This window comes from Halalkalicoccus sp. CGA53 (assembly GCF_036429475.1).
Lineage (GTDB): Archaea > Halobacteriota > Halobacteria > Halobacteriales > Halalkalicoccaceae > Natronorarus > Natronorarus salvus.
In genome coordinates this window covers 3049824-3075986 of sequence record NZ_CP144125.1, presented here as the reverse complement: position 1 = coordinate 3075986, position 26163 = coordinate 3049824, and the positions used below count along the sequence as shown (strand labels likewise).

At 67.4% G+C, this 26163-nt stretch carries 31 protein-coding genes; 20 read left to right on the top strand and 11 right to left on the bottom strand.

Annotated elements, in window-relative coordinates; all coding sequences use genetic code 11:
- Positions 1-72: 72 nt before the first annotated feature.
- Positions 73-219, bottom strand: coding sequence for a rubrerythrin-like domain-containing protein (locus V2L32_RS17730; protein WP_457852205.1), 147 nt, complete (start codon positions 217-219; stop codon positions 73-75).
- 236 nt (positions 220-455) lie between these two features.
- Positions 456-827, bottom strand: a complete 372-nt coding sequence (locus V2L32_RS17725) for a 30S ribosomal protein S8e (RefSeq protein WP_331233877.1) — start codon at positions 825-827, stop codon at positions 456-458.
- A gap of 89 nt (positions 828-916) precedes the next feature.
- Between V2L32_RS17725 and V2L32_RS17720 the strand changes: the two genes are divergently transcribed.
- The gene (locus V2L32_RS17720) at positions 917-1375 is read left to right on the top strand and encodes a DUF2240 family protein (RefSeq protein WP_331233876.1); all 459 of its coding nucleotides are present in this window, start codon (positions 917-919) and stop codon (positions 1373-1375) included.
- Complete coding sequence (locus V2L32_RS17715; protein WP_331233875.1) at positions 1375-1752, top strand: hypothetical protein; 378 nt, start codon at positions 1375-1377, stop codon at positions 1750-1752. The genes V2L32_RS17720 and V2L32_RS17715 overlap by 1 nt, the downstream gene beginning before the upstream one ends.
- Here the strand turns inward: V2L32_RS17715 and V2L32_RS17710 are convergent.
- Positions 1745-2401: an HAD family hydrolase gene (locus tag V2L32_RS17710; RefSeq protein ID WP_331233874.1), complete on the bottom strand. Its 657-nt coding sequence runs from the start codon at positions 2399-2401 to the stop codon at positions 1745-1747. The genes V2L32_RS17715 and V2L32_RS17710 overlap by 8 nt on opposite strands.
- Positions 2402-2558: 157 nt before the next feature.
- Between V2L32_RS17710 and pyrF the strand changes: the two genes are divergently transcribed.
- Entirely contained in the window at positions 2559-3386 is an 828-nt protein-coding gene (gene pyrF, locus V2L32_RS17705; RefSeq protein ID WP_331233873.1) for an orotidine-5'-phosphate decarboxylase, read from the top strand.
- Positions 3383-4141 carry a class I SAM-dependent methyltransferase gene (locus tag V2L32_RS17700; RefSeq protein WP_331233871.1) on the top strand — a complete coding sequence of 253 codons (759 nt, stop codon included), beginning with the start codon at positions 3383-3385 and terminating at the stop codon, positions 4139-4141. Before pyrF ends, V2L32_RS17700 begins: the two co-directional genes overlap by 4 nt.
- An 11-nt stretch (positions 4142-4152) precedes the next feature.
- On the opposite strand, the gene V2L32_RS17695 is transcribed toward V2L32_RS17700, so the two are convergent.
- A complete protein-coding gene (locus V2L32_RS17695) occupies positions 4153-5310 on the bottom strand; it encodes an HD domain-containing protein (RefSeq protein WP_331233869.1) in 1158 nt (385 codons plus the stop codon).
- A gap of 85 nt (positions 5311-5395) precedes the next feature.
- Between V2L32_RS17695 and V2L32_RS17690 the strand changes: the two genes are divergently transcribed.
- From V2L32_RS17690 to V2L32_RS17670, 5 genes are all read left to right on the top strand, one after another.
- A complete protein-coding gene (locus tag V2L32_RS17690; RefSeq protein WP_331233868.1) occupies positions 5396-6196 on the top strand; it encodes an inositol monophosphatase family protein in 801 nt (266 codons plus the stop codon).
- A 324-nt stretch (positions 6197-6520) separates the two neighbouring features.
- The gene (locus V2L32_RS17685; protein ID WP_331233867.1) at positions 6521-7591 is read left to right on the top strand and encodes a substrate-binding domain-containing protein; all 1071 of its coding nucleotides are present in this window, start codon (positions 6521-6523) and stop codon (positions 7589-7591) included.
- Between the two features lie 58 nt (positions 7592-7649).
- On the top strand, positions 7650-8459 hold the full coding sequence (gene phnC, locus V2L32_RS17680; protein ID WP_331233865.1) for a phosphonate ABC transporter ATP-binding protein: 810 nt from the start codon (positions 7650-7652) through the stop codon (positions 8457-8459).
- Complete coding sequence (gene phnE, locus V2L32_RS17675) at positions 8456-9433, top strand: phosphonate ABC transporter, permease protein PhnE (RefSeq protein WP_331233864.1); 978 nt, start codon at positions 8456-8458, stop codon at positions 9431-9433. The genes phnC and phnE overlap by 4 nt, the downstream gene beginning before the upstream one ends.
- Before the next feature lie 99 nt (positions 9434-9532).
- Positions 9533-9910 carry a cupin domain-containing protein gene (locus V2L32_RS17670; RefSeq protein ID WP_331233863.1) on the top strand — a complete coding sequence of 126 codons (378 nt, stop codon included), beginning with the start codon at positions 9533-9535 and terminating at the stop codon, positions 9908-9910.
- 27 nt (positions 9911-9937) lie between these two features.
- On the opposite strand, the gene V2L32_RS17665 is transcribed toward V2L32_RS17670, so the two are convergent.
- On the bottom strand, positions 9938-10108 hold the full coding sequence (locus V2L32_RS17665; RefSeq protein WP_331233862.1) for a hypothetical protein: 171 nt from the start codon (positions 10106-10108) through the stop codon (positions 9938-9940).
- Between the two features lie 72 nt (positions 10109-10180).
- Here V2L32_RS17665 and V2L32_RS17660 point away from each other — a divergent pair, with 72 nt between their 5' ends.
- The 7 genes from V2L32_RS17660 (at position 10181) to V2L32_RS17630 (ending at position 18777) form a co-directional block, all read left to right on the top strand.
- Positions 10181-10645, top strand: coding sequence for a J domain-containing protein (locus tag V2L32_RS17660; RefSeq protein ID WP_331233861.1), 465 nt, complete (start codon positions 10181-10183; stop codon positions 10643-10645).
- Between the two features lie 74 nt (positions 10646-10719).
- Positions 10720-12378: a GTPBP1 family GTP-binding protein gene (locus V2L32_RS17655; protein ID WP_331233860.1), complete on the top strand. Its 1659-nt coding sequence runs from the start codon at positions 10720-10722 to the stop codon at positions 12376-12378.
- A 111-nt stretch (positions 12379-12489) separates the two neighbouring features.
- Positions 12490-14169 (top strand): ABC transporter substrate-binding protein, encoded by a 1680-nt coding sequence (locus V2L32_RS17650; protein ID WP_331233858.1) that lies wholly within the window; start codon positions 12490-12492, stop codon positions 14167-14169.
- A 100-nt stretch (positions 14170-14269) separates the two neighbouring features.
- Positions 14270-15322, top strand: coding sequence for an ABC transporter permease (locus V2L32_RS17645; RefSeq protein ID WP_331233857.1), 1053 nt, complete (start codon positions 14270-14272; stop codon positions 15320-15322).
- A 1-nt stretch (position 15323) separates the two neighbouring features.
- The gene (locus V2L32_RS17640) at positions 15324-16316 is read left to right on the top strand and encodes an ABC transporter permease (protein ID WP_331233856.1); all 993 of its coding nucleotides are present in this window, start codon (positions 15324-15326) and stop codon (positions 16314-16316) included.
- 5 nt (positions 16317-16321) lie between these two features.
- The gene (locus V2L32_RS17635; protein WP_331233855.1) at positions 16322-17419 is read left to right on the top strand and encodes an ABC transporter ATP-binding protein; all 1098 of its coding nucleotides are present in this window, start codon (positions 16322-16324) and stop codon (positions 17417-17419) included.
- Positions 17416-18777: an ABC transporter ATP-binding protein gene (locus V2L32_RS17630; protein WP_331233854.1), complete on the top strand. Its 1362-nt coding sequence runs from the start codon at positions 17416-17418 to the stop codon at positions 18775-18777. The genes V2L32_RS17635 and V2L32_RS17630 overlap by 4 nt, the downstream gene beginning before the upstream one ends.
- On the opposite strand, the gene V2L32_RS17625 is transcribed toward V2L32_RS17630, so the two are convergent.
- From V2L32_RS17625 to V2L32_RS17600, 6 genes are all read right to left on the bottom strand, one after another.
- Positions 18765-19262: a hypothetical protein gene (locus V2L32_RS17625; protein ID WP_331233853.1), complete on the bottom strand. Its 498-nt coding sequence runs from the start codon at positions 19260-19262 to the stop codon at positions 18765-18767. The two genes, V2L32_RS17630 and V2L32_RS17625, sit on opposite strands and share 13 nt — an antisense overlap.
- A 9-nt stretch (positions 19263-19271) precedes the next feature.
- On the bottom strand, positions 19272-19988 hold the full coding sequence (locus tag V2L32_RS17620) for an HAD family hydrolase (protein WP_331233852.1): 717 nt from the start codon (positions 19986-19988) through the stop codon (positions 19272-19274).
- Positions 19985-20464 carry a hypothetical protein gene (locus V2L32_RS17615; protein WP_331233851.1) on the bottom strand — a complete coding sequence of 160 codons (480 nt, stop codon included), beginning with the start codon at positions 20462-20464 and terminating at the stop codon, positions 19985-19987. Before V2L32_RS17615 ends, V2L32_RS17620 begins: the two co-directional genes overlap by 4 nt.
- Positions 20455-21396, bottom strand: coding sequence for a methenyltetrahydromethanopterin cyclohydrolase (gene mch / locus V2L32_RS17610; protein ID WP_331233850.1), 942 nt, complete (start codon positions 21394-21396; stop codon positions 20455-20457). Before mch ends, V2L32_RS17615 begins: the two co-directional genes overlap by 10 nt.
- 37 nt (positions 21397-21433) lie before the next feature.
- Complete coding sequence (locus V2L32_RS17605; RefSeq protein ID WP_331233849.1) at positions 21434-21745, bottom strand: MTH1187 family thiamine-binding protein; 312 nt, start codon at positions 21743-21745, stop codon at positions 21434-21436.
- Positions 21746-21813: 68 nt separating this feature from the next.
- Entirely contained in the window at positions 21814-22122 is a 309-nt protein-coding gene (locus tag V2L32_RS17600) for a MazG nucleotide pyrophosphohydrolase domain-containing protein (protein ID WP_331233847.1), read from the bottom strand.
- A gap of 177 nt (positions 22123-22299) precedes the next feature.
- Between V2L32_RS17600 and V2L32_RS17595 the strand changes: the two genes are divergently transcribed.
- The 4 genes from V2L32_RS17595 (at position 22300) to V2L32_RS17580 (ending at position 26048) form a co-directional block, all read left to right on the top strand.
- Positions 22300-23124 carry a right-handed parallel beta-helix repeat-containing protein gene (locus tag V2L32_RS17595; RefSeq protein WP_331233846.1) on the top strand — a complete coding sequence of 275 codons (825 nt, stop codon included), beginning with the start codon at positions 22300-22302 and terminating at the stop codon, positions 23122-23124.
- Between the two features lie 95 nt (positions 23125-23219).
- Positions 23220-23519: a hypothetical protein gene (locus V2L32_RS17590; RefSeq protein ID WP_331233844.1), complete on the top strand. Its 300-nt coding sequence runs from the start codon at positions 23220-23222 to the stop codon at positions 23517-23519.
- A 179-nt stretch (positions 23520-23698) separates the two neighbouring features.
- Entirely contained in the window at positions 23699-24298 is a 600-nt protein-coding gene (locus tag V2L32_RS17585; protein ID WP_331233842.1) for a flavodoxin domain-containing protein, read from the top strand.
- A gap of 514 nt (positions 24299-24812) precedes the next feature.
- A complete protein-coding gene (locus tag V2L32_RS17580; protein ID WP_331233841.1) occupies positions 24813-26048 on the top strand; it encodes an MFS transporter in 1236 nt (411 codons plus the stop codon).
- Positions 26049-26163 lie beyond the last annotated feature (115 nt).

Sequence of the window (26163 nt, the reverse complement as noted above, 5' to 3'; positions counted from 1 at the left end):
GCCGCGGTCCTCGAGACCCCTGAAGAGGTCGTCGGTCGCCTCCGGTCTCTCGGGATACGGGTCGCCGACCCGTCACTCCCGGGAGTTTCCGATGTTCAGCATCTCACCCCCACATCTCGAACACTCCATCGGGTGGTGGCGAGCCTCGGATCTCTGGCCACAGTTCATGCATTCGTACGTGTTCGTTCGAAACTCGGTGGACTGATCTCTCCTCTCCATATGCTATATAAGACTCCCTAGTGTAATCAGCCTATCTGCTACGTTCGTCCAAAAACGATCGCTGGATGTGAACGCCCGAAATAGATTCGTGCTCGTCGTCCGCGCGCGCGTTCGGACTTCCGCACGCCACGTGTCCCGTTCGGCACGCCGCTACAGCTCCATCGGGAGGACAGGTAGCATCCGATGGCTCGTCTCGCATCGAGCGAGGGCGAACGGGAGAACGGGGAGACGACGCGTTAGTTCTCGAGGACGGCGTTGACCTGTCCGTCCTGGCCGGGCCGGGAGGTCACTCGCGCACGCCCCTCGCTCGTCTCGATGAGCGCGCCCTTCGTGATGATGTTTCGGCGGGCGTAGTTCGGGTTCGCCGGGTTCTCGACGACGTCCTCGATCGTCGCGCTGACGGTGCCGTCGTCGGTGGCGATCGTCACGAGGTCGGTCGAGACCGCGCGGATCTTCTCGGTGGTGCCGCGTGCCTTCACCGTCTTGAACTTCGGCTCGCCGACGACCGTCTCGGTCGGGTGGCCGCCGAGCTGGTGCTTCCGGCGCTTTCTGATCGGGCGTCGTCGCCCACCGGTTCGCTTCCTGATCGACCGGCCGTGATCGTTCATGGCGCGAGAGAGAGCCGGCGGCTACAAAAACGCCTCGTTATCGGGATCGAAGACGAACCGTTTAGGCCGTCTGGACGCGCAGGCGGGCCATGAGCCTGCGCGTCGCCGTCGCCGCCCCGTACAAGCGGGCGGGCACCGAGACGATCGAGGAGAGCGCGTTCGTCGTCGCGCTCTCGCTCGATCGGGACTGGTTCTCGCCCGATCAGTCGAAACGCCTGATCGACGTCGCCGTGGGACAGGGGCTGCTCGAACGCACGGAGGACGGGCTGCGCGTCACGTTCGCGCCGAGCGAGGTGACGATCCCGGAGGGTTTCTCGCCGGACGAGGAGCTGCTCTCCTCGCCATCGGTCTTCGAGCGCGTGCTCGACGCGCTCGTCGCGACCGGGATCGAGAAACAGCGCGCGGTCGCGGGCATAAACGAGCTCCAGGCCGAGCGTGGGGTGACGATCGAGACCGCGGCGGTTCTCTACGCTCACCGGCGCGGGGTGGACGTGGGGGAGGAGGTCCGGATGACGAGGGAGATCCTCACCGGGGAGCGCGAACGCTGATGGTCGAGCGACGGATCGGCGATGGAAGACGGATCGCAGAGCTGCTCGCCTCCGAGGTCGACGGCCGCGAAGACGGTCCTCTCTCCCGGCTCTCGCTCGCGGACGCCGACCCCGAGGTCGAACCGACGACCGAGGGCGCGCTCGCCTACCGAATCGAGCGTGAGGGCGAGCCGTTCGCGGCCGTCTTCGTCCAGCCCGATCGGGTCAGGATCGAGTTCCAGAGCGCGCCGGACCGTGCGGCGGAGGCGGCGCTGGAGGCGGAGTTACGGGTCAGGCCGAAGGCGGTCGAGCCCCCGAAGACGCTCGTCTTCGTCGAGAACGGGGCGGCGGTGAAGCGGGCGACCGACGTTCTCGAATCGGTCGCTCACACTAGGTGATCCGGCGGACGACAGGCGGGAGCTCGCTCGGGAGGTGCGAGCGCTCGACGTGTGCGGTCGCGCTCGCGTCGGGCGCCGGTCCGCCGGGGTAGAGCACCTGTACGGCGTGCATCCCGGCGCCGCGGGCGCCGTGGACGTCGGTGCCGACCTCGTCACCGACGTAGACGGCCTCGGTCGGGGAGACCGAGACCGCCTCGCAGATCGCCTCGAACGCCCGGCGGTCGGGCTTTCCGGTGCCGATCTCCCCCGTGACGATCGCGGCGTCGAACAGCCCCTCCCAGCCGAGCGTCGCGAGCTTGTCGCGCTGGGCGACGCTCGGGCCGTTGGTCAGCAATCCGACGCGGTACTCCTCCCGTAGCTCCTCGATCAGCCCCTCCGCGCCCTTGATCGGGGTGAGCGAGGCGGCGATCGCCTCGCGGTAGGCGGTCGCGATCCGGTCGGGCTCAGCTCCCGACCCGTCGATCAGCTCGGCGAAGATCGGTGCGCGCGTCTCGTGGGAGTGGTTCGCGAGGTGGACGTCGTGGTACTCGTCGCGGGCGATCGGCGGCGCACCGGTCGCGGCCGCGGCCTCGTCGAGCAGCGTCTGGCGGTCACGCTCGGCCACCGCGAGGGTGTAATCGAGGTCGAACACGACCGCGTCGAGTGCCATAGCCCCCCTACGCACCCGGGGGATTTGAGCCTACCCGAACGGGAGCGTCGATACTGTCGCCGTACCCATGTGACGGTTCTCTTCGCCCCCGTGTCGGCGAGAGTCCGTACCGAGTCACAGTCGACAGTATCAGGTCCCCGCCGCGAGTCGCGTGTGTATGAACTTCTTCGTGCGACTCGGCGAGCGGATCGAGGCGGTCGACAGCGTCCTCTGCGTGGGACTCGATCCCGATCCGGACCGGATCCCCGAACACCTCCGCGATCGCGACCTCCCCCGGTGGGCGTTCAACCGCCGAATAATCGACACCACGCACGAGCACGCCGCCGCGTACAAGCCCAACGCAGCGTTCTACGAGGACGCAGACGGCTGGCGTGCGCTCACGGAGACGGTCGCCTACGCCCACGGGAGGGGAGTCCCCGTTATCCTGGACGCGAAACGGGCCGACATCGGCAACACGGCGAGACGGTACGCGAAACTCCTCGACGACAGTGGCAGCGGCCACGCTCGTGGCAGCGGCCACGCTCCCGACGCCATCACGGTCAACCCCTACATGGGCCGGGACTCGCTCGAACCGTTCCTCGCGAGGGAGGAGAAGGGCGTCTTCGTGCTCTGTCGGACCTCCAATCCGGGGGGAGCGGACCTCCAGGACCTCGAACTCACCTCCGGCGAGACCGTCTACGGGCGCGTCGCCGCACTCGCCGACCTCTGGAACGCGAACGGGAACGTCGGACTCGTGGTGGGTGCGACCGCCCACGAGGAACTCGAGCGCATCAGAGAACAGGTGCCGGACCTCCCGTTTTTAGTACCCGGAATCGGCGTACAGGGCGGTGACGCGGAGGCGGCCGTCGAGTTCGGCCTCTCGAACGGTACCGGTCTCGTCAACTCCTCACGCGGGATCATTTTCGCGGGCGAGGGCGAGCGCTTCGACCGCGCGGCGGGCGAGGCGGCGAAACGGCTGAAGAAGCGGCTGAACCGGTACCGATGAGGGATTCGGAGCGGAAGCGGGCGACCGCCGACAGTTTCGACCGCGCGGCGTCCGAGTACGTCGGGGTTCGGGTCCACCGAACGGGCGAGGACGTCGAGCGGATCGCCGAGTGGTGCGCGGGGGCTGACCGAGCGCTCGACGTCGCGACCGGTGCGGGCCACACCGCGCGTGCGCTCGCGGACGAAGCTGTCCGACGGGTCGTCGCGGCGGACGCCGCCCCGGCGATGGCGGCGACGGCGGACGGACTCCGAGGGGTCGAGGGTGTCGTCGCCGACGCCGAACGACTCCCCTTCGCGACCGGGTTCGACGCGGTCACCTGCCGGATCGCGGCACACCACTTCCCGGAGCCAGAGCGGTTCGTCTCGGAGGCCGCTCGCGTGCTCCGGCCGGGAGGACTGCTGATCCTCGAGGACAACGTCGTGCCCTCCGAGACCGTCCTCGACGGGTTTCTGAACGGGGTCGAACGGCTGCGCGACCCGACGCACGTCCGCTCGTACACGGTACCCGAGTGGCGGTCGATGCTCGCGGAAGGGGGGTTCGAGATCGAGGAGTCGATCGAGGTGTGGAAGCCGCTCGTCTACGGCGACTGGGTGGAGCGGATCGGGACGCCGAGAGAGCGCCGAGAGCGACTCGCCGAGCGCTTCGCCGATCCGCCCGCGGGTGCCGTCGAGGCGTTCTCGATCGAGTACGGCGCGGGTGGCGTCGAGCGTTTCGCGAACCCGAAACGTCTGTTCCGGGCGTCGCTCTCCGGGTAGGACCCACCCGCCTACTCGACGTCGAGGACCGTCGCGGCGGCCTCCGAGACCGCACCGACGTGTTCGTCGGGCGCGTAGACGCCGAGTCGCCACTGCTCTCGCGCACAGGCGTCAAGTCCGCCGACGAGCGTCGAGGCGTCCGCCAGCCGTTCGACCTCGCCGTTGACGACGACGCGCACCCCCGACTCCGGGATCGAGGGCCGGCCGGGGTTGTCGAGGATCACCTCGCGCTCGTCGACGCTGGCGAGGCCGGCGACCTTCCGTTCGAGCGTCCGGACGTCGAGATAGGAGTTGTCGACGAGTTTCCTCGGGACATCCTCCCACGTCAACCAGCCCGCCCGTTTGTAGAGGTCGCGCTCCCCGAGCCGTCGGGCGGTGTCGGCGGTCTCCTCTCGCTCCCCGAACGCGACGAGCAGCTCGTGGTCGGTGAGCCGTGCGAACCGTTCGGGGTCGAAGCCGTCGTCGAGGAGGCGTTCTGCCGCCCGGTCGAGCATCGCGCCGGCGATCCGCGAGACGTGGTGTCGGTAGACGGTCGCGTTCATCAGCGTCCGGGCGACGAGGACGCTCTCGGCGGTCGCGACGTTCCCCTCCGCGAGGACGAGCCGTCCGTCGCGATACCGGAACGCTCGGAGGAGCCGACCGTGGTCGACCGTGCCGTACGGGACGCCCGTGTGGTGGGCGTCCCTCACTAGATAGTCCATCCGGTCCACGTCGAGGTCACCGGAGACGAGTCGGCCGTACTCGGCCTCCCCCGCGATCGTCTCGGCGATCTCAGGTACCGAAAGTCCGTGGTCGACGAGGACGTCGGCGGCGTCGGTCCCCGAGAGCAGCGCTCCGACCTCGTCGTGGTGTCTGCCGAGGTGGCGCCCGATCACGGGTTCGGTCTGGTGGCCGAACGGGCCGTGACCGACGTCGTGGAGCAGTGCGGCGGCACGGACGCGGAGTGCGTCTTCCCCCTCGAGACCGAGGCGCTCTGCCGCCTCCCGGGCGAGGTGGTAGACGCCCAGCGAGTGTTCGAATCGGGTGTGGTTCGCCGAGGGGTAGACGAGCGCAACGGTCGAGAGCTGACGGACGTGGCGCAGCCGCTGGAGGGGGTGGGTGTCGAGGAGGTCCGCTGCGAGCGGACAGAGGTCGACGTAGTCGTGGACGGCGTCCTTGATCGCCTGCATGACAGCGTTTTGCGAGGCGGGGACAAAAGCCGGTCGGCCCGCGGCGAACCGGAGGGCGTATACCCCTCCCCGAGCGCCTCCCGGTATGGACGACGAGGACAGCGCACACCGGGTCGCCGTCGCGGAGCGTGCGGCACGTGCGGGCGGCGACGTGGCGCTCTCTCGGTTCCGTCGGGGGATCGACGTCGAGACGAAAGGCGAGAAGACCGACGTCGTCACCGAGGCCGATCGACGGGCACAGCAACGGGTGATCGAGGTGCTCACCGAATCCTTCCCGGACGACGCGATCGTCGGCGAGGAGGAGGGTGCGCTGAAGGAGGTGCCCGAGGGGGGAGCGGCGTGGATCGTCGACCCGATCGACGGGACGAACAACTTCGTCAGGGAGATCCCGGTCTGGGCGACAAGCGTCGCAGCCGTGATCGACGGCGAGCCGGTCGCCGCGGCGAACGTCATGCCCGCACTCGGTGACCGGTACGTCGGAGCGAGGACGGTCCGACGAAACGGCGTCGAGACGAGCGTGAGCGACCGCACCGACCCCGAGCGCTGTACCGTCGTCCCGACGATGTGGTGGGACAGAGACCACAGAGCGGAGTACACCGCCGCGGCGGGGGCGATCGTCGAGCGCTTCGGCGACATGCGCCGGTTCGGCTGCGCACAGGCCGCGCTCTCGCATGTCGCGGACGGTGGGATCGACGGGCTGTTCTACGAGGGGTACGCGAACCCGTGGGACACCGTGGCGGGAGTGCACCTCGTTCGACGGGCGGGCGGTCGGGTGACGGACGTCCACGGCGAGCGCTGGCGACACGACAGCGAGGGGATCGTCGCCTCGAACGGCGCGGTCCACGACGAGGTACTGGAGGCTGCGCGCGCGCCGCTTTCGGTCTGACCGCGGGGCTATATATCCGACGAGGGTATCACTCAGCCCGTGTGGTGTGTCCCCACGCCCGACCGGTCCTCGGGGCGACACGTCCCGATCGTATCCTCCAGACAGATATGTTCGATCGGGTACCGACCACCCGAAAACGCCGGAACGCCGCGGGGGGATTCCCGATCCCGGAAGCCGGACATAGTGGGGAAACGGGCCGTCTCGCGGCAGGTTGGGTCGGACTTGTCGCCCGGTCCGAACCTCTCGATAGCACTATGCCGGAAACAATACCTATACGAATCGGATATAGAAACTCTCATTACAGACGCCGAGTAGACCGACGTGATGCGGCGCACACAGACCGGCGCGAACGACAGCAACAGGCGGACCTTCCTGAAGCTCACGGGGGCGGTGGGTCTCGCGGGGCTCGCTGGGTGTCTCGACGACGATACGGGCGACGATCCCGCCGACGACGGGGCAGATGCCGACGACCACGAGGCGGACGGCGGCGACGACGCCGACGAGGCGGACGACGGCGACGACGACTACGACGAGGTGATCAACTACGTCCTGAACCCGGCCGAGTCCGACACGGACATCTTAGAGGAGTACGGCCCGATGAAGGAGTATCTCGAGAGCGAGACCGGCTACGAGATCGAACTCCAGCCGACGTCGGACTACTCGGCGACGCTCGAGGCGCTGCGCAACAACCAGGCACACATCGCAGACGCCTCGCCCTCGGCCGCGATCGCTGGCGAGAACGTCGTCGACATCGTCGGCATCCGGATCGCCTACGGCTCGGACGTCTACTACTCGACGATCACGACGCTACCCGACAGCGAGATCGAGGAGCTCTCGGACCTGGAGGGCCACGAGATAGCGTTCTCGGACAACCTCTCGGTCAGCGGCGGGCTCTACCCGCTGTACATGCTGAGCCAGGCGGGTCTCGACATCGGCGACGCGCCGGTCGGCAGCCCGGTCGACTTCGATGCGTCCTACTCCGACCACGCGACCGCCCGCGAGGAGCTGATCAACCGCGGCGACGTGATGGCCGCCGGCACCGGCGAGTTCGCCGTCGTCGATCACGTCCCCGCCGAGCAGTTCTCCGAGGAGTTCTTCGAGAACATGCCCCACTACGAGGAGAGCGCGGGCACCGAGGAGCCCGAACTCCGGCTGCTCGGCGAGTCCGACCCGATCCCGAACGCGCCGATCGTCGCCCGGTCGAACTGGGAGTCGCCGGCGCGTGACGCGATCACCCAGGCGCTGCTCGACGCCGAGGAGGAGGACCTCATCCCCGACGAGGACGCGGAGAACGTGCTCTGGTTCACCGGGGTGCGCGAGGGTTCGATGGACGACCTCCGGCCGATCATCGACGTCCAGGAGGAGCTTGGCCTCGAGTTCGGCGACGTCGAGTAGCAAAAAACCGACACACTAAACCATCGAACAGGGAGATACCCGAGCAACACAACCGCCTATGAGCACGATACGAGTGGAGAACCTGAGCAAGTCATTCGGGAGCGTCCAGGCGCTCTCGGACGTCTCCTTCGAGATCCCGGCGGGCGAGTTCGTCGTGATGCTGGGGATCTCCGGGGCGGGGAAGTCGACGCTGCTCCGCTGTATGACGGGGCTGACACGGCCGACCGAGGGTGCTGTCTACATCGACGACGAGGAGGTGACGGGCCCGCGCGAGGACGTCGCGATGATCTTCCAGCAGCACAACATCATCGGACAGATGAGCGCCTACGGCAACGCGCTGACCGGCGCGCTGGGTCGCACGGACTTCGTCAGGAGCGCGCTCCAGATGAACTCGAAGGAGGACAAGATGGAGGCGCTCGAGGCGCTCGACGCCGTCGGCCTGCTCGATCAGGCCCAGCAACAGACCCGCCGGATGAGCGGCGGCCAGCAACAGCGCGTCGGGATCGCCCGCGCGCTCGTCCAGAAGCCGAAGATCATGCTCGCCGACGAGCCGGTCGCGAGCCTCGACCCCTCGAGTTCGCGCACCGTGATGCGCTATCTCCGCGACGCGGCCGAGGACCGCGACATCACCTCGATCGTCAGTTTGCATCAGGTCGACCTCGCCCGCGAGTTCGGCGTCCGCTTCCTCGGGCTCAAGGAGGGCGAACTGCTCTTCGACGGCTACCAGGACGACTTCGACCTCGAGGTCGTCGACGAGATCTACGACACGCTCGAACACGGCTACGACGACGACCCCGACCCGGGAGACGACGCGCAGGTCGCGACCGGAAGCTCCGCGACCGACGAGGTCGTGCGAGGGAACGTATGAGCACCAGCACCGAGGTCCAGCGGCGCTACGACGAGATCAAGCGCTCGAAGCGGATCACGTGGGCACTCGGCGTCGGCGGCGTGATCGGTATCCTGATCCTGCTCTGGATCGCCCTCGGCCGGATCGGGCTCGTGCCGTCGGAGATCTGGGCCTACCGTGCCGAGTTCGCCAACGCGCTCCGGAACTACTTCCCGCTCACGACCGTCTTCGGCGTGATCCCCTTCCTCGACGTCGTCCAGTACTGGGCGTTCATCCTGGGCACCGATCCCGACACGGTCTCGCTCGCGGGCCAGACGATCCCGATCCCCGACCTGTTCCAGTCGGCGGGCATCACGCTCGCGATCGGGTTCGCGGGCACGGTTCTGGGGTTCCCGCTCGCGCTGCTCTTCGGCGTGCTCGGCTCCGAGCGCGTCGTCCCCTTCCCTTTCAACTTCATCTTCCGCGGGACGATGTCCTGCATCCGCGCGATCCCCGCGCTCGTCTGGGTGCTCATTTACGTACCGCTCGGCGGCGTGACCCCGATCACCGCCACGCTCGCGGTCGCGACCGACACGATCGGCAACCTCGGCCGGCTGTTCACCGACGAACTCGAGGAGATCGAGGACGGCCCGATCGAGGCGATCGAGACCACCGGCGCGAACAAGCCCCAAACCGTTACCTTCGGGATGTTGAGTCAGGTCTTCACCCCCTTCATCGCCTGGACGCTCTACATCTTCGAGATCAACGTCCGGATCGCCGTCGGCCTCGGAATCATCGGCGCCGGGGGGCTCGGCTGGGTGCTCGACAACCAGCGCCGGCTGTTCAACTACACCGAGATGATGGCGACCATCCTGGTGATCCTCGTACTCATCATCTGCGTCGAGATGTTCAGCCAGCGGGTCCGCTCGCACATCCGCGCGGACGACGAACCGATGGCGTTCACCGAACTGATCTTCGGCGCGCCCCGACGGGTCATCGAGTCCTGGGCGAAGTAACCGGCCCTCGCGCTCTTCCACTCGAAGTGGTCCGGGCTCGACGGGACGGTCGGACGGGCGCGTCCCGACCCTTTTCACGCTCCGCTCGCACGAGGCGCCATGGGCTACTCGGTCGTCGATCCGGAGGAGGTCGACCCGTTCGAAGGCGACGGGCGGACGTTTCGCCATCTGGCTCGGTACGTCGGCTTCGAGGAGTTCGGTCTGAACCACGTGCGGTCGGAGCCGGGCGGTCGGATTCCGCTTCGATATCACTCCCACGACCGGCAGGAGGAGGCCTTCTTCGTGCTCTCCGGCACGTTCCACGTCGAGACACCGGACGAGGAGTTCGTCGTGGGCGAGGGGCGAGCCTTCTTCGTCGAGCCGGGCCATCCCCACCGGACGTTCGTTCCCGAGTCCGCGGACGAGTCGGTCAAGGTACTCACGGTCGGGGCTCCGTCGGTCGACGACGTGCGATCGTACGACCCTTCGGGCGGCTGAGCGAGTCCTCGGATTCTGAGACGCGGCTCAGACCGTCGGCCCGAGCGGGCTATCCCCGCCGCCGCTCCCGCTCGCACACTGCACGCAACAGCCTGCTGACTGCTCGAAGTCGCTCGTACAGACGAGTGCGCCACAGAGCGAACACTGGTGGTCGGCGGTGCGCGACTCACAGACCTGACAGACACCTTCGACGCTCATACCCCTCGTTCCCTCCCGACCGGCTTGAGTCGTGTGCCAGCATTTACTACGGCTCGCCACCTACGCCGGTCCGTGTCGAACTCGCGGCTCCTGATCGCGCTCGCCGCCGTCTTCGCCGGCATCGCCGCGGTGACGACGATCAGTTCGCTCGTCTTCGCGACCCCGGTACCGCTCGCGGTCGCCGCCCCGACGGGTGTCACCGCCTACGTCTTCTGGTACCAGGGCACCGGCCGACTCGGACGCCGGGTCCGGAGACGAGGGTACCGTGAGCGAGTCGGCCCGAACGGTGGGTTCGGTGGCCGTGCGACGGGAGCGGGCGACCGGCGAGAACGGTACCGAAGCGCGCCGTCGGCGCGGAGCGGCCCGACGCCGCGAGAGGCGGCCGGCATCCTCGGCGTCGAGGCGGGTGCGGGCGAGCGCGAGATCAGGCGAGCCTACAGGGAGCGAGTCAAGGATGTCCACCCGGACCGCGGTGGCGACGAGGTACAGTTCAGGCGCGTCGCGGCGGCGTACGATCGGCTCACGCGGAGGGGATGAGGCCCGATCCGAATCGTGTCACGTGATCACATACGACGGGAACGGTTTTACGTACCCCCACCTAAGCGCCGCGTATGAGCGGTGACCGGGCCGCGCTGCGGCGCGCGATCGCCCACGGTGAGCGCGACGGTGGACACATCGAGTTCAAAGAGCGGCTCTCGAAGGAGCTTCACATCGGCAACGGCCGGTTCGAGAGCCTCGCGGCACAGCTCAGACACCGGGTGCTCTCCGGTGACGGCGAGGCGACCTACGTCGTCGGCGTCACCGACGACGGCGGCATCGCCGGCATCTCCCCCGAGGCGTTCGCCGAGTCGATGGACGTGCTCTCGCTGCTCGCCGAGGAGGCCGACGCCCGGATCGAGGACGTCGAGACCTGGCGGGTCGAGAACGATACCGACGGCCTCGAGAACGAAGGCCACGGTCTCGACGGCGAGGACGAGGACGCGGGATCGTACGGCCTCGTCGGCGTCGCGACGATCCGTGCCGGTTCGCTTCTGGAGACCGACGACGACCACATCGTCGTCGGCACCGCCGGCCACGTCGACCACGGGAAGAGTACGTTAGTCGGGAGTCTCGTCACCGGTCAGGCCGACGACGGCGAGGGCGGCACCCGTGCGTACCTCGACGTCCAGCCCCACGAGGTGGACCGGGGGCTCTCGGCGGACCTCTCCTACGGCGTCTACGGCTTCCGGGAGGGCGAGGTCGTCCACATGGACAACCCGAACCGGAAGACCGACCGTGCACGCGTCGTACGCGAGGCAGACCGACTGATCTCGTTCGTCGATACCGTCGGCCACGAACCCTGGCTCCGGACGACGATCCGGGGGCTGGTCGGTCAGAAACTCGACTACGGTCTGCTCGTGATCTCGGCCGACGACGGCCCCACCAGGACGACGAGGGAGCACCTGGGGGTGTTGCTCGCGACGGAGCTCCCGACGATGGTCGCGATCACGAAGACCGACCTCGTCTCCGACGATCGGGTCGAGACGGTCTCCCGCGAGGTCGAACGGCTGCTACGCGACGTCGGCCGCACGCCGCTGTCGGTCGAACGCCACGGCGTCGAGGCGGCGATCGAGGAGATCGACGAGACGGTCGTCCCGATCCTGCGGACCAGCGCGGTCACCGGCGAGGGGCTCGCGACGCTCGATGCGATCTTCGAGCGGCTCCCGAAGCGAGCGAGCGACGAGGGCGAGTTCCGGATGTACATCGACCGCAGCTACAAGGTGACGGGCGTGGGTGCGGTCGCCTCGGGTACGGTGAAGTCGGGGAGCGTCGAGGCCGGCGACGAACTGCTGCTGGGGCCGATGGCCGACGGCTCGTTCCGCGAGGTCGAGGTGCGCTCGATCGAGATGCACTACCACCGCGTCGACGCGGCTTCGGCGGGCCGGATCGTCGGCATCGCGCTCAAGGGCGTACGCGAGGAGGAGATCGAACGCGGGATGGCGCTCGTCCCGCGCGGGAGTTCGGTCGAGCCGGTGCGGGAGTTCGAGGCGGAGGTGATGGTGCTCAACCATCCGACGCGGATCGGCGACGGCTACGAGCCGGTCGTTCACCTAGAGACCGTGAGCGAGGCCGCGGTCTTCTCGCCGCGGGAGGGACGGCTGCTCCCCGGCGACACCGGTCGCACCCGGGTCCGGTTCAAGTTCCGACCCTACCTGGTCGAGCCGGGACAGCGCTTCGTCTTCCGCGAGGGTCGCTCGAAGGGCGTCGGGACGGTCGTCGACGTGGAGTGAGCCGGTCCCGTCCGATCGGCACGGATCTTAGCCGTTGGATAAACTCCCCCGGCCGTGCACAATCATTACGAAACATTTTATACGGACACCCGATAACCGGCAAACGTTGACATGACCCGAAAGACCCGCTCGGACGCGATCGATCCGATCACGAGGCGACGGCTGCTCGCATCCGGTGTAGCGGTTTCGACGGCCGTCGCCGCCGGCTGTCTCGACCCCGCCGACGAGGACGTCGACGACGACCCGGCGGCGGACGACGCGGACCCTGCCGACGACGCGGATCCTGCCGACGACGACGCGGACGAGCCCGCGGACGACCAGCTCAACGTCACCCAGCAGGTCGCACCGATCGAGTGGGACCCGATCGTGGCGAACGACGCCTACTCCGCCCAGGTGTACCACACGATCTACGACGGGCTCTACGAGTACGAGGTACAGACGATCGATCCACAGCCGAAGATCGCTGCCGACGCCCCGGAGATCGAGAACGACGGCACGCGATTCATCGTCCCGCTCCGCGAGGAGCCCGAGTTCCACGACGGCACGCCCGTCACCGCCGAGGACGTGATCCACACGTGGACGGCGCCAGTCGAGGAGGAGACGGACAACATGCCGGACGTGGCGATGATCGAGTCCGCGGAGGAGATCGACGAGCACACCGTCCAGTTCGACCTCGAGTTCCCGTACGGCGCGTTCGACGACCTGACGCTCGTCCGGTACGTCGTGAACGCGGAGGCGCGTCAGGAGGATCCCGACGCCTACAACACGGAGAACCCGATCGGATCGGGGCCGTACCAGTTCGTCGACGCCGAGATCGGCGAGTTCGCCGACGTCGAGCTCTGGGACGACTACTGGGACGACGATGGCCCCCAGATCCCGTCGATCCGGTGGGAGCCGGCCGAGGACGACGCGGGCCGCGTCTCGCGCATCCTCGCCCAGGAGACCGACGTGATGGAGGGTATCCCGCCCGCGGACTGGGAGGACATCGAGGCCGAAGACGGCATCGGCATCGAGGAGACGCCGGACACGGGCGTCTTCTACCTCGCGTTCAACTGCCAGGAGGGGCCGACCGAGGACCCGGACGTGCGCCGGGCGATCGCCCACTGTCACTCGACCTCGGACTTCGTCGAAGGCGTCATCGGGGAGGCGGGTCAGCACATCAACTACCCGGTCGGCCCGACGATCGCCGAGGAGTGGGATTTCCCGGTCGACGAGTGGATGGACATGGAGTACGAGTTCGACCCCGACCAGGCCCAGGAGCTGCTCGACGGGAGCGACGCCATCGACGAGGGCGACACGCTGCACTTCATCTCGCCGCCGGACGACCTCCGTCAGCAGTGGGTCGAGCTGATCGCCGACCGGCTGGGCGAGATCGGCTACGACGCGACGGTCGAACGCCTCGACTGGGACACGTTCACCACCGCCTACTCGAGCGGTGACGCCGACGAGTTCAACGCGTACTCGCTCGGGTGGACCGGCGGCGGCGACCCGGACGTCTACTACTACCAGCTGTTCCACGAGGACAACGCCGGCGTGACCCAGGGTCACTTCTACGACGACGATGGATTCCACCAGAACATCGCCGACGCCCGCGAGACGGTCGACGAGGACGAACGGCGCGAGCTCTACATCGAGGTGACCGAGGAGATCCTAGAGGAGTGCGTCTGGATCCCCGGCTGGAACACCGACAGCGCGATCGCCTACGACGAAGAGCGCGTCGAGAACGTCCTGCCCGACACGAGCACGTCCACGACCCCACGTCTGGACGTCCCGGACACGACGCTGCGCTGAACGGGATCGGAGACAGAACGGAAGTTTTTCCACCCACGAACGCTCTCGATGTACCACGACACCGGCTCCCGAACCACGACAACCGTCAGCCAGTGAAACGATGGGACTCCTTCGATACACGATAAACCGGTTTCTGCAATCGATTCCCGTGATGTTCGGGATCGCCGTGATCACGTTCCTCCTGATGAACGCGATGCCCGGCGATCCGGTCGACATCATGCTGGCCGAACAGGAGGCCAGCCCGGAGCTGATCGCGGCGATCGAGGCCCGCTACGGGCTCGACGAGCCGCTTCACATCCAGTTCCTGAACTACATCGGCTTCTCGTGGTTCCTCGCACAGTTCGGGGTGCCCGGCTTCGCGGGCAGCCCACCGGGGCTGCTCCAGGGCGACCTCGGCCTGAGCATGTACTACGAGCGGCCGGTGACGGACCTGATGATCACCCGGCTGCCGCCGACGCTGCTGTTGATGCTCTCGGCGTTCGCGTTCGCGCTCGTGACGGCGATCCCGCTCGGCGTCCTCGCCGCGAAACGCCGGAACGAGCCCTCCGATCACGTCTCGCGTATCATCGCGCTGTTCGGCGTCTCGACGCCCTCGTTCTGGATCGGCATCATGCTGATCATCCTCTTCTCGGTACAGCTGGGCTGGCTGCCCTCCGGCAGGATGGTCTACCCGTGGCGCGATCCGGTCCATTACGGCTACTCCGGTCACCTGGAGCTCTACTACCAGACGCTCAGACACCTGATCCTGCCGACGATCGCGCTCGGAACGCTCCAGATGGCGACGATCATGCGCGTCGAGCGGAGCTCGATGATCGAGTCGCTGGGCGCGGAGTACGTCAAGCTCGCGCGCGCATACGGCGTCTCGGAGCGGACGATCATGCGGAAACACGCGTTTCGCGTCGCACAGCTGCCCGTGGTGACGCTCGTCGGGCTGAACCTGACGAGCGCGATCGGCGGGGCGGTGCTCATCGAGACGGTCTTCTCGATCAACGGGATGGGTCGGCTGTTGATCCAGGCGATCCAGACCTACGACTACCAGCTCGTGCTGGGGACGACCGTCGTGATCGGCTTCGTCTTCGTCATCGGCGTGATCATCACGGACATCTCGTACGCGTACATCGACCCTCGCGTGAAGTACGGGGAGGAGAGCTGAAATGGCGGTCGGAGAGCAGCAGACGAGAGAGGACGAGGGCGGCGGCGACGGGGAGTTCGAGGCCGACGTCGGCTGGCGCTACACCCTCGGGAAGATCAAACAGGACACCACCGCCCGGTTCGGCCTCTACGTCATCGCGGTCGTGACGTTCGTCGCGGTCGTCACGACGATCGACGCGAACCTCTCGCGGATCACCCTCGAGCGCTACGACGACTTCGCGCTCGCGGAATCGATCTGGTACCACCCCGAACGCCACCCCGACCCCGGCGAGACCGAACGCAGGATGCCGCCGGTGTTCGTCGACGGGGGCTCCTGGCAGCACCCGCTCGGCACCGATCGAGCGGGGCGGGACTACATCGCCAGGCTGGTCTACGGGACCCGCGTATCCTACTTCGTGGGGATCGTCGCGACGACCCTCGGGCTGGTCGGCGGCGTGATCGTCGGCGCGGTCGCGGGCTACTACGGCGGCTGGATCGACGACGTGCTGATGCGTGCGGTCGAGACGCTGTACGCGATCCCCCCGCTCGTGCTCGTCATCGTCTTCACCGTCTTCGTCAGCGGTGGTAACCCGGACATCGTCTACGCGGTCTTCGGCGTCGGCATCGCGTTCATCCCGGTGTTCGCGCGGCTGATACGCAGTCGGGTGCTCTCGGTCCGCGAGATGGACTACGTCGAGGCGGCACGGGCGACCGGCGTCAAGGACAGGGACATCATCCGTCGGCACGTGATCCCGAACAGCTTCGCGCCGGTGCTGGTGCTGGCGACGCTCCAGATCGGGGTGACGATCCTGATCGTCGCCGGCCTGTCGTTCCTGGGCTACGGCGCCCAGCCGCCGACGCCGGACTGGGGGGAGATGCTCCGTATCTCGCATCAGTACATGCACTCCGATCCCTGGCTGAGCATCTGGCCGGGGCTCGCGATCCTGGTGACGATCATGGGGTTCAACCTCTTCGGCGACGGCCTGCAGGACGCACTCGACCCGCGGATCAAGTGAGAGCCATGAGCGAAACACTACTCGAGGTACGTGATCTGAAGACACAGTTCTACACCGAGCGGGGCGCCGTCCGCGCGGTCGACGGCGTCTCCTTCGACGTGAAACGGGGCGAGATCGTCGGGCTCGTCGGCGAGTCCGGCGCCGGAAAGAGCGTCACCACCTCCTCGATCATGCGTTTGGTCGAGGAGCCGGGGGAGGTGATCGACGGCGAGGTGAGCTATCGGGATCGGACGCTCGTCGGCTTCGAGCAGAGCGGGGCCGAGGGTGCCGACGGCCGACCCGAACTCGTCCCCAGAGACGAGATGCTCTCGAACCGGGAGATGCGCGAGGAGATCCGCGGAAACGAGATCGCGATCATCTTCCAGGACCCGATGGAGAGCCTGAACCCTGTCTACACCGTCGGAGGTCAGATCCGGGAGTTCATCGAGCTGAACCGAGGGATGAGCACGGAGGAGGCGCGCGAGGAGGCGATCGAGATGCTCAGGCGGGTCGGTATCCCCGAGGCCGAAGACCGCTACGACGACTATCCACACGAGTTCTCCGGCGGGATGCGCCAGCGGGTGCTGATCGCGATGGCGCTTGGCTGTCGTCCGAACCTGATCATCGCCGACGAGCCGACGACCGCGCTCGACGTCACCGTCGAGGGCCAGATCCTCGAACTCGTCTCCGAACTCGTCGACGAGTTCGACACGAGTTTCATCTGGGTCACCCACGACATGGGTGTCGTCGCGGAGATCTGTGATCGGGTGAACGTGATGTACCTCGGGCGGATCGTCGAACAGGGCCCCGTCGACGACATCTTCCACGACACGAAACACCCCTACACCGAGGCGCTGTTACGCTCGATCCCGCGGCCGGACCAGACCGTCTCCGACCTCGTCCCGATCGAGGGGACGATGCCGGGCGCGATGAACCCACCCGCAGGCTGTCGGTTCCACCCGCGGTGTCCGGACGCCCGCGAGGCCTGTCGGGAGATCGAACCCGAGCTCTACGACGTCGGTCCGGACCACCGATCCGCGTGTATCAAACACGCCGACGTCGGCTACTGGGAGAGCGAGCCGCTCCCGGGCCGCGAGGCCGAACCCGTGGAGGGTCGCCAGTGAGCTCCGCGCTCGAGGCGAGAGAGGACGTCGCGAGCGGCGAGTCGCTGCTCGAAGTCGAGGGGCTCACGAAGTACTTCCAGTCGGACACGGGGCTGCTGTCGGGTATCTTCGGCTCCGCGGACGTCGAGGCGGTCGACGACGTGAGCTTCGACCTGAAGAAGGGCGAGACGCTCGCGCTCGTCGGCGAGTCCGGCTGCGGGAAGAGTACGTTGGCACGGACGATCCTCCAGCTGATCGAGCCGACCGCCGGCAGCGTTCGGTTCAAGGGCGTCGAGCTCACCGAGAGCTCGAACCGCGAGCTCCGGCCGCTTCGCCGGGACATGCAGATGATCTTTCAGGACCCACAGTCCTCGCTCAACCCGCGGATGAAGGTCGGGCCGATCATCGAGGAGCCGATGAAGGCCCACGACATGTACGACGCAACCGAACGCCGCGAGCGGGCGCGTGACCTCCTCGAGCGCGTCGAACTCGAACGGGACTACTACAACCGCTACCCACACGAGTTCTCGGGCGGTCAGCGCCAGCGGATCAACCTCGCCCGCGCGATGGCGACCGACCCCGACCTGATCGTCTGTGACGAGCCGGTGAGCGCGCTCGACGTCTCGGTGCAAGCGCAGGTGCTGAACACGATGCGCGAGCTCCAGGAGGAGTTCGGGCTCACCTACCTGGTGATCAGCCACGACCTCTCGGTCGTTCGGTACATCGCGGATCGGGTCGCGGTGATGTATCTGGGTCACATCGTCGAGCTCGCGGAGAAGGAGGAGCTGTTCGAGAACCCGAAACACCCCTACACGGAGGCGCTTCTCGGGGCGATTCCGGTGCCGGACCCGCGGGAGGCGAACGCCCGGGGGACGCTCGAGGGGGACGTCCCCAGTCCGATCGACCCGCCCTCGGGCTGTCGGTTCCGGACCCGCTGTCCGAAGCTGATCCGGCCAGGCTCCGCGGATCTGGAGGGGATCGAGCTCCCGGAGGCGGCGAGAGAGGCCGCCCTCTCCGAGTACGAGATGAGCGAGGCGGAGTGGGAGAACACGCTCGCGTTCACGAGGGGGGTGCGCCGGCGGTCGTTCACGATCCGGGAGGGCGGGATCGACGAGGACGAGTCGGTGCCGCTGTCGGAGGCCGAGGCGGTCGTCGACCGGGAGTTCTTCGACGGGACGCGCCCGGCGGGCGAGCCCGGACGTGTGATCGACGAGGCGACCGCGATGCTCGCCGAGGGTCGGTGGGAGGAGGCCGCCGACCGGCTCCGGCGGACGTTCGAGGAGACGAGCATCTGTGCGCTCAGCAGGCCGCACTACACCGTCGAGTCGGAGTACGGGGCCGGCGAACACTTCGCAGCCTGCCACCTTCACCGCGAGTAGAGTCGCACGGTCGTCGAGTCCCGCGTTCGCGGGGTCGTGGCGACGAACGCACCGATCTCGTACTCGCCCGGCGCCGCCGGCACCCAGCGGGTCGGCGAGCCGCTTCGCTTGAACCGGCCGTCCCAGGAGCGTTCGACCGTGATCGTCTGATTCGCCCGCAGTTCGACGCTGTTCGGGCGAGTCGACCTGTACAACGGCTCGTCGCTCGCGGCGAGCAGCCCGTCGACCGTCCAGCCCCAGATCCGACGGCCCTCGGTCGGCACCTCGACTGGCAGCGGGAGTCGGTTGCGTATCTCGATCGTGATCCCCACGGCGTCGCCGACGGCGTACTCCTCGCGGTCGGTCTCGACCGAGACCGAGAGCCCCGCCCTGGCGAGGCGTGCCGGAACGAGCGGGGAGAGCCCGCGAGAGAAGACGTTCATCTCGTCCTCGACATCGAGCGGCCCCTCGGAGCCGTCGCGATCGGGCCGTCGTCTCCCTCCCATCACCCGATTTCAGCGGCCGTTGCGAATGTCGCTTTCGGTGCTCCACGGCGGCGTGAGCAGGTCGCCGGGCGTCCGGATCACGTAGTCGGGGATCGGACCGGGCGGTCGTTCGTCCACGGAGCCGTTCGACACCCACGTACTCGAGAGACCGGCGGCGTGTGCACCGGCGACGTCCGCCCTGAGCGAGTCACCGACGTGGACTGCCCGCTCCGGCGTGACGTCGATGGCGTCGAGCGCGCGGTGAAACGGCGTCGGGTCGGGCTTCGCGGGCGTGTCGTAGCCCGCGTAGACCACCGTCTCGAACGCGTCGCGGAAGCCCAGCGCCGCGAGCTTCCTGTCCTGTGAGTCGGGCGGGCCGTTCGTGATCAGGCCGATCGGGTAGCGTCTCGCCGTCCGTTCGAGCGCCTCGCGTGCGCCGGAGAGCGGCCGCACGTTACCCGGATCGCGCTCTCGGGTGTAGATGCGCGCGGCATCGCGGCCGACCTCCGGGTCGAGACCCGCGTCGTCGGCGAGCGAGGCGAAACACCGCTCGCGGAACGCCCCGAGGTCGCCGATAGCCCCCCGCTCGTGGTACAGTTCGTCGAACCGGTCGTAGTACTCCTCTCCGGAAAACGGCGTCTTGAGGCCGAGACGGCCGAACGCGATCTCGAGTAGTTCGTCGTTGCTCCGGCGGTACTCACAGAGTGTGCCGTCGAGGTCGAAGAGCACGGCGTGGATCGGCGTCATAATGTCAAATGATATTCTTCTCCTTCGTACTCCACGGAGTCATATAAATCCAGCCACCCGATCGATCGGCAGATCCGCTCGCGGTGGACCGCTTCCGGATCGGCGTGGCGTCGTCGTTCCCACGGCGGGATCGGGACGCGTTCAACGAGCGCCGTCGGGGCGAGCGGCCCTTCCTCACGGATCGCCGCCAGTAGTTCCCTGGCCCCGTAGACGCCCGCGACGAACCGCTCTCGGAGTTCCCCATCCGATGGCGGTTCCCGCGGGCGGTAGATCCCCTCCTCGCTCTCGTGGAGCAGCCCGAGGATCAGCGCGAGCGCGACCCACGCCTCTCCCTCGCGGGTCGAGACCCACTCTACCCGGTCGGATAGCGACGACCGGACCGCCTCCCTCGGTTCCGGGACGAGCGGCCCCGCCTCGGTGATCGCGGCCAGCGAGTCGTGCGATGGTGGCGGCGGTGGGACCGCCTTCAGCCGCATCGGAGTTCGAAGCTCGCTTCCAGTAGCTCTTCGTCCCGCTCGCCGTGGACCGTCGTCGGACCGCCGACGACGTCGACGGTCACCTGCGCGGGGGCGAAGACGCTCTCGGGCACCTCCGAGAACGTCCAGTCCGCGTCGGCGAACACCTCGGTGAACGGCCGGCCGTACTCGTCGGCCGCGGTGGAGGGAAGCTCGGCGAAGACGTCGCTCTCCTCGCGGACGGCCAGGTGGACGCGGCCACCGTAGGCGAGCGCGTCGTTCGTCCGGCCGATCGCCTCCTGCTCGCTCGCGGCGACCGGGGCGACCGGCGCGCTCGCGGTCGCGCTCAGCACGTCGAGCGGGTCGTAGCCGAGTTCGAGCAGCCGGAAGAGCGCGAGTTCGGCCGCCCGGGCGGCGACCGTGACGCTCCCCGCGACGCTCGCGGTGGGAACCGTCGGGAGGAAGACGCTCTCGGGCTCGACGTCGGCGAGCGCCGCGACGTGCTCCGCGATGGCGTCGGTCGGGAGTTCGCCGGCTTCGAGCGCCAACACGGCGAACTCGAAGGCGTCGTGGTAGCCGAGCTGGACGAACTCCTCCTCCTCGCCGACGAGCGCCCGTGCGGGGCCGCTCCCGAGCGCCTCGTAGCCGTCGACGCTCACCTCCCAGCCCGCCTTCTGTGATCCGAGCAGCGCGATCGCCGGGTGGTCGGTCGTGAGTTCGATCTCCGGAATCGGCGCGCCCGCGACCTCGCCGAGACGCGAACTCACGGTCGCCAGCCCAGCGGTCTGGATCTCGCTGAGCAACAGGCCGGCTTCGATCCCGCCCGCCTGCTCGACGCCGAAGTCGAGGACGGTCGCCCCGCAGTCGAGGTCGACGACGCCGACGTTGAGCGTGTCGGCGAAGTCGATCGCCTCGTCGACCAGTTCGAGCGCCAGTCGATTGAGACTGTCCATGTCGGCGCTTCTCTGGCGGGTGTAATGTGCGTGCCGGTCAGCGTTCGCTCCGGGCCTCGCGATCGAGTTCGCGTTCGACCGCCTCCACCTTCTCCGCCGCGCTCGCGTCCCGGCCGCGTTTGTGGTCGATCTTGAGCACCGTGCTCACGCGGTCGCCGTCGACCGCCTCGTGGGCGGCCTGTGCGGCGGCGAACAGCTCGTCGATCTCTTCGGCCTCGATCACGGTTCCCATCGGCGTCGTCTCGTAGGCGACCTCGAATGCCTCGAGGGCGTCGACGGCCTTCGCCACCTCGCCGGCCATGCTTCCTTCCCGAACCGGTGCGACGCTGAGGAAGCCGATCGCTGTCATGGCTCGACCCTCGTCCGCTCCGCGTTTAGTCTCACCGCACGCACCTGAACCCCGGCCCGGCCGGGGGACTACCGCTCGCCGGAGGAGGCGTTTCCGGTCTCCTCTACCCGTGACTCGTACTTCGCGAGCGACTCGGCGAGCGCCTCGCTCGCGTCGATCCCCAGTGACTCCGCGGTCGCGAGCAGCGAGAAGTACGCGTCGCCGATCTCGTCGGGTTTCACCTCGATCGCATCGGGATCCTCGCCCCATCGGGTGGATCTCGTCGCGTCGCTCGCGACCTCCCCGACCTCCGCGACGAGATCCAGGATCCAGTACTCCGGGTCGCTGTCGATGTCGTGGGCCTCGACGAACGCGGCGACCGTCTCCTGTTCGTCCATATCGGATACTCCTGTACGCTCGGCGGCCTAAACGTATCGGACTCGGAGAGCGCTCGCGGTCCGTCACCCGCGTCGGGACTGGATCTCGGTTGGGCTCGCTCCGATCAGTCGATCGACACTGTCCGAAGGTCAGCACTAGTGACACTAGTTGATACGGCTGCCGGACGTGTTTCGTCCATGTCGGGGGACCACGAACGAACCTGCGGAAAGCGGACGACCCGTCGTACCTACCTGCGACGATCGGCGGCGTCCGTCGCCGCGAGCGCGATCACGACCGGCGTTCTCGGGAGCACCGGCGCGGATGCGCGGGCGGATCGGTTCGGATCGGAGGCCGATCCGACGCCGGTCACCGGTCCCACGAGGATCACGGAGCCGGGCGAGTACGTCCTCACGCGTGACGTCACGGTTGCCGAGGGGGAGCTCTGCATCGTCGTCGACGTCGCCGCCGTGGACTTCGACGGCGGCGGTCACACCATCGCGGGTGGCGACCCAGCGGTTCTCGTCCTCGATCACGAGGTCGTCGTCAGGAGCCTGACCGTGGCCGACAGCCGGTCCGGGGTCGTGTTCGACAGTGTGCGGGGCGGCACCGTGGTGGACACCACCGTCACGAGTCCCCGCCTCTCCGGGATCGAGGTGAGTGCGACCTCGAACTCGACCGTCCGGCGGACCACGGTCACCGACGCGACGACCGGCCTCGTCTGTTTCGAGGCCGATCGGAACCTGCTGTCTGGAAACACCGTCACCGGCTGTGAACGCTCGGGGATCGACCTCCTCGACTCGACGGCGAACCTGATCGCGGAGAACGTCTCGACCGGAAACGACGAACACGGCCTCGCGCTAACGAACTCGGAGGGAAACGTAGTGCGGGGTAACTCGCTTCCGGAGAACGGCCTCGGCCCGTGTTCCGTGGTCGACTCGTCGGCGAACCTGTTCGAGGGGAACGATCCGGTGTGCGACGGCGAGGGCGAGGGTACCGACGCGTCGCCGGGACCGCTCGTCTGATTTCCCATTCCGGTACAACAGTTATCCGCGTGGATCGTGTACCCTCGACCGATCCTCATGACAGAGAATCGAACGACGGTCGGAGGTCGGGTCCGATGAGACAGACGAGCGACGAGTCGGGGTTAGAACGCGAGTCCGTCCAGTGGCTCGTCAGGGAGGCCGTGAAAGCGGGCATGGAGTCGCCGTTGCGCGATTCGATCCTCGAGGCGGTCGACGAGACGACAGAAGAGGAGGAAACGACGCCACACGAGGAAGAGGAGAGGCCAACCGGAGGGGAGGACGAACCCGGTGAGAAGGATCGGCTCACGAAAGTCGTACAGGGTCTCGTCGTCTTCGTCGTGATGTTCGTCATCCTCTACACCACCCTCAGGCGACTGACGGACGACGAGGACTGATCGACCGAGGCCCACACTCCTCGCCACTCCGTTCGCGAGGGGGTACACGCTCCGTGACCGTACTCACGACACGAGATGACGAGAGCGACCGGTGGGGGTGTTCGGCATCGAGTGGGAGTCCGTCGTGACAGTTACCGGGGGTCGTGATTTTATCCGCGTGACGGTCGTAGACGGCACGGATGGCATCGGTTCTGGTCGGTTACGGCACGGGAGAGGGCCAGACGGCGACGGTCGCGACGCGACTCGCAGAGACGATCGGCGAGCGCGGCCACGACGTCACGACGGTGGACCTCGGATCGGTCCCCGAGGAGCTCTCGCTCGAGGGGTTCGACGCCGCCCTGGTCGGATCGTCGGTCCACGCCGGTACGCACCACTCCGGGGTTTGGGAGTTCGTCGCCACGAACGTGGACGAGCTCCGAACCCGTCCGACGGGGTTCTTCCAGCTCTCGCTCTCGTCGGCCGCCGACGACCCGGAACGACGGGCGGAGGCGGCGAAGTACGTGGACGATTTCCTCGAGGCGACGGACTGGCGGCCCGATCGGATCGGGCTGTTCGACGGCGCGCTCCGCTACTCGAAGTACGGTTTCCTGAAGCGGCTGCTGATGAAACGGATCGCGAATGGCGCGACGGGCGACGTAGACACCTCCCGAGACTACGAGTACACCGACTGGGCCGAGGTCGAGGCGTTCGCCGCCGACTTCGCCTCCTTCGTCGAGGGACGACTGGGTCGGAGTCCGTTCCCCGAGAACGAACGATCGAGCGACGGTCCCGAGGAGTGATCGACGCCGACGATCCGATTTCACGACACCGGAGCGTGCTTCCCGGTCGTGGTCCTCGCCCGCGGTCGCCGGTGATCGTCCGGGTCTGTAGGGGTAGTCCAGTGGTGGCTCCGTACCGCTCGGTGAGCACCCTCTCCCGGCCGAATCGTACACTCGCGTTCGGAACGTCGTCACCGTTTCGCTCCTGCTTCTCCGTGAATTCGGCTGTCCGAACCGGTGTCTCCTCCTCGGGAACCCGTCTCGTTCACGTCGTTTCCTCGTCCCTCCTCGAACCGAGCTACACGCTGAGTGCGACCGCACCGCCGGTCGGACTGCCGACGATCACCGGACTCACTCGAGTACCGAGACACCGACAACGATAGAAGCGCGCTGTGTGCGATTCAGGAACCCTGCAACCGGAACCAGTCGAACCGTAGTCGGACGAACGTACTCCTGGTGAGGAGATGCCGATCCAGTCGGTGTCGAATCGTCCAATTAATGCGGCGCGCGAAACAACCGGTCCCTACAATTATCGATGAATCGTGTGTCTCTCTCTGCTCTCGGCGTCGAGGTACGGAAGCTCCAGGGCGGTGGACGGGGAAGGGTCCTACTCGCGATAGCGGTCGGATGGGGGATCTCGGTCGGGGCGAGGATGATCTATCCCGTGGTGCTCCCCCAGCTCCGTGAGGCTTACGCGTTAGACCTCGTCGACGCCGGAACGCTCCTTACGGTTCTATTCGCCGCGTACGCCATCGGACAACTCCCCGGCGGCATTCTGGCGGACCGGATCGGCGAACGGATTACGCTCACGATGAGCCTGCTGCTTTCGGCGAGCGCTCTCGTATCGATCGTCCTGGCTCGATCGCGTACCGCGCTGTTCCTCGCTACGGCACTCTTCGGATTCGGAGTCGGATTCTACGCGATAGCCCGCTTTACCGCGATCGTCGGCCTCTATCCTCGAGGGTACGGTACCGCAGCCGGCGTCACGAACTCCGCGCCGGCGATCGGACAGGCGATGCTACCCCCGATCGCGGGCACGATCGCGGTTCTCGTCGGCTGGCAGTACGGATTGGGCTTCACCATCCCGGTGTTCGTCCTCGTCGCCGTGGCGCTGTGGGTAACCCTTTCAAAGCACTCTACCGCCGGGACTGGTGCGGTCGATACCTTCACCCGTGACACCGTCCGTACGCTCCTCTCGGCGCTGCGCGATCCGTCGGTCGTCATGGCAACGCTGGTCCTGGTCCTCGGCATCTTCATCTGGCAGGCGTTTACGGGGTTCTATCCGACGTATTTGATCGACGAGAAGGGACTCTCTCCGACCGTTGCGAGCGCGCTGTTCGGCCTGCACTTCGCGGGGTCGGCCCTCGTCCACCCACTCTCGGGGATGATCTACGACCGCTGGAACGTCAAGTACGCCTTCCCCATCGTCGCCGTCGCCGTCGTCATGCTCCTCGGTCTTCCGTTCGTCGGAAGCGTCCCGGCCCTGATCGCGATCTCGATCCTGCTCGGGACGCTTCTCGGATTCGAAACGGCTACGGAGTCATATCTCGTCGACGCCCTCCCGTCGGACGTGGAGGGAACGGGCTTCGGCATCCTTCGGACGGTCGTCTTTGCGACGGGATCAGTGAGCCCGATTCTCTTTGGAGCGGTCGCAGAACTCGGGTTCTTCAACGAACTGTTTCTCCTCCTCGCCGGTGTCGGCACCCTCATGATCGCGATAGCGACCCGACTACCGGTCGCCCAGCGATCGTCCGGCCGGCCGGTGTCTTGATCGACGGCTCGATCGCTCCATCGCCGGGTGAGATTTGAATCAGGGAGAGTGCAGTCTTTCGAACGGAGCGAAGCGGAGTGAGCGAGGAAGCGGTCGACCGGAGCTCAAATCCAGC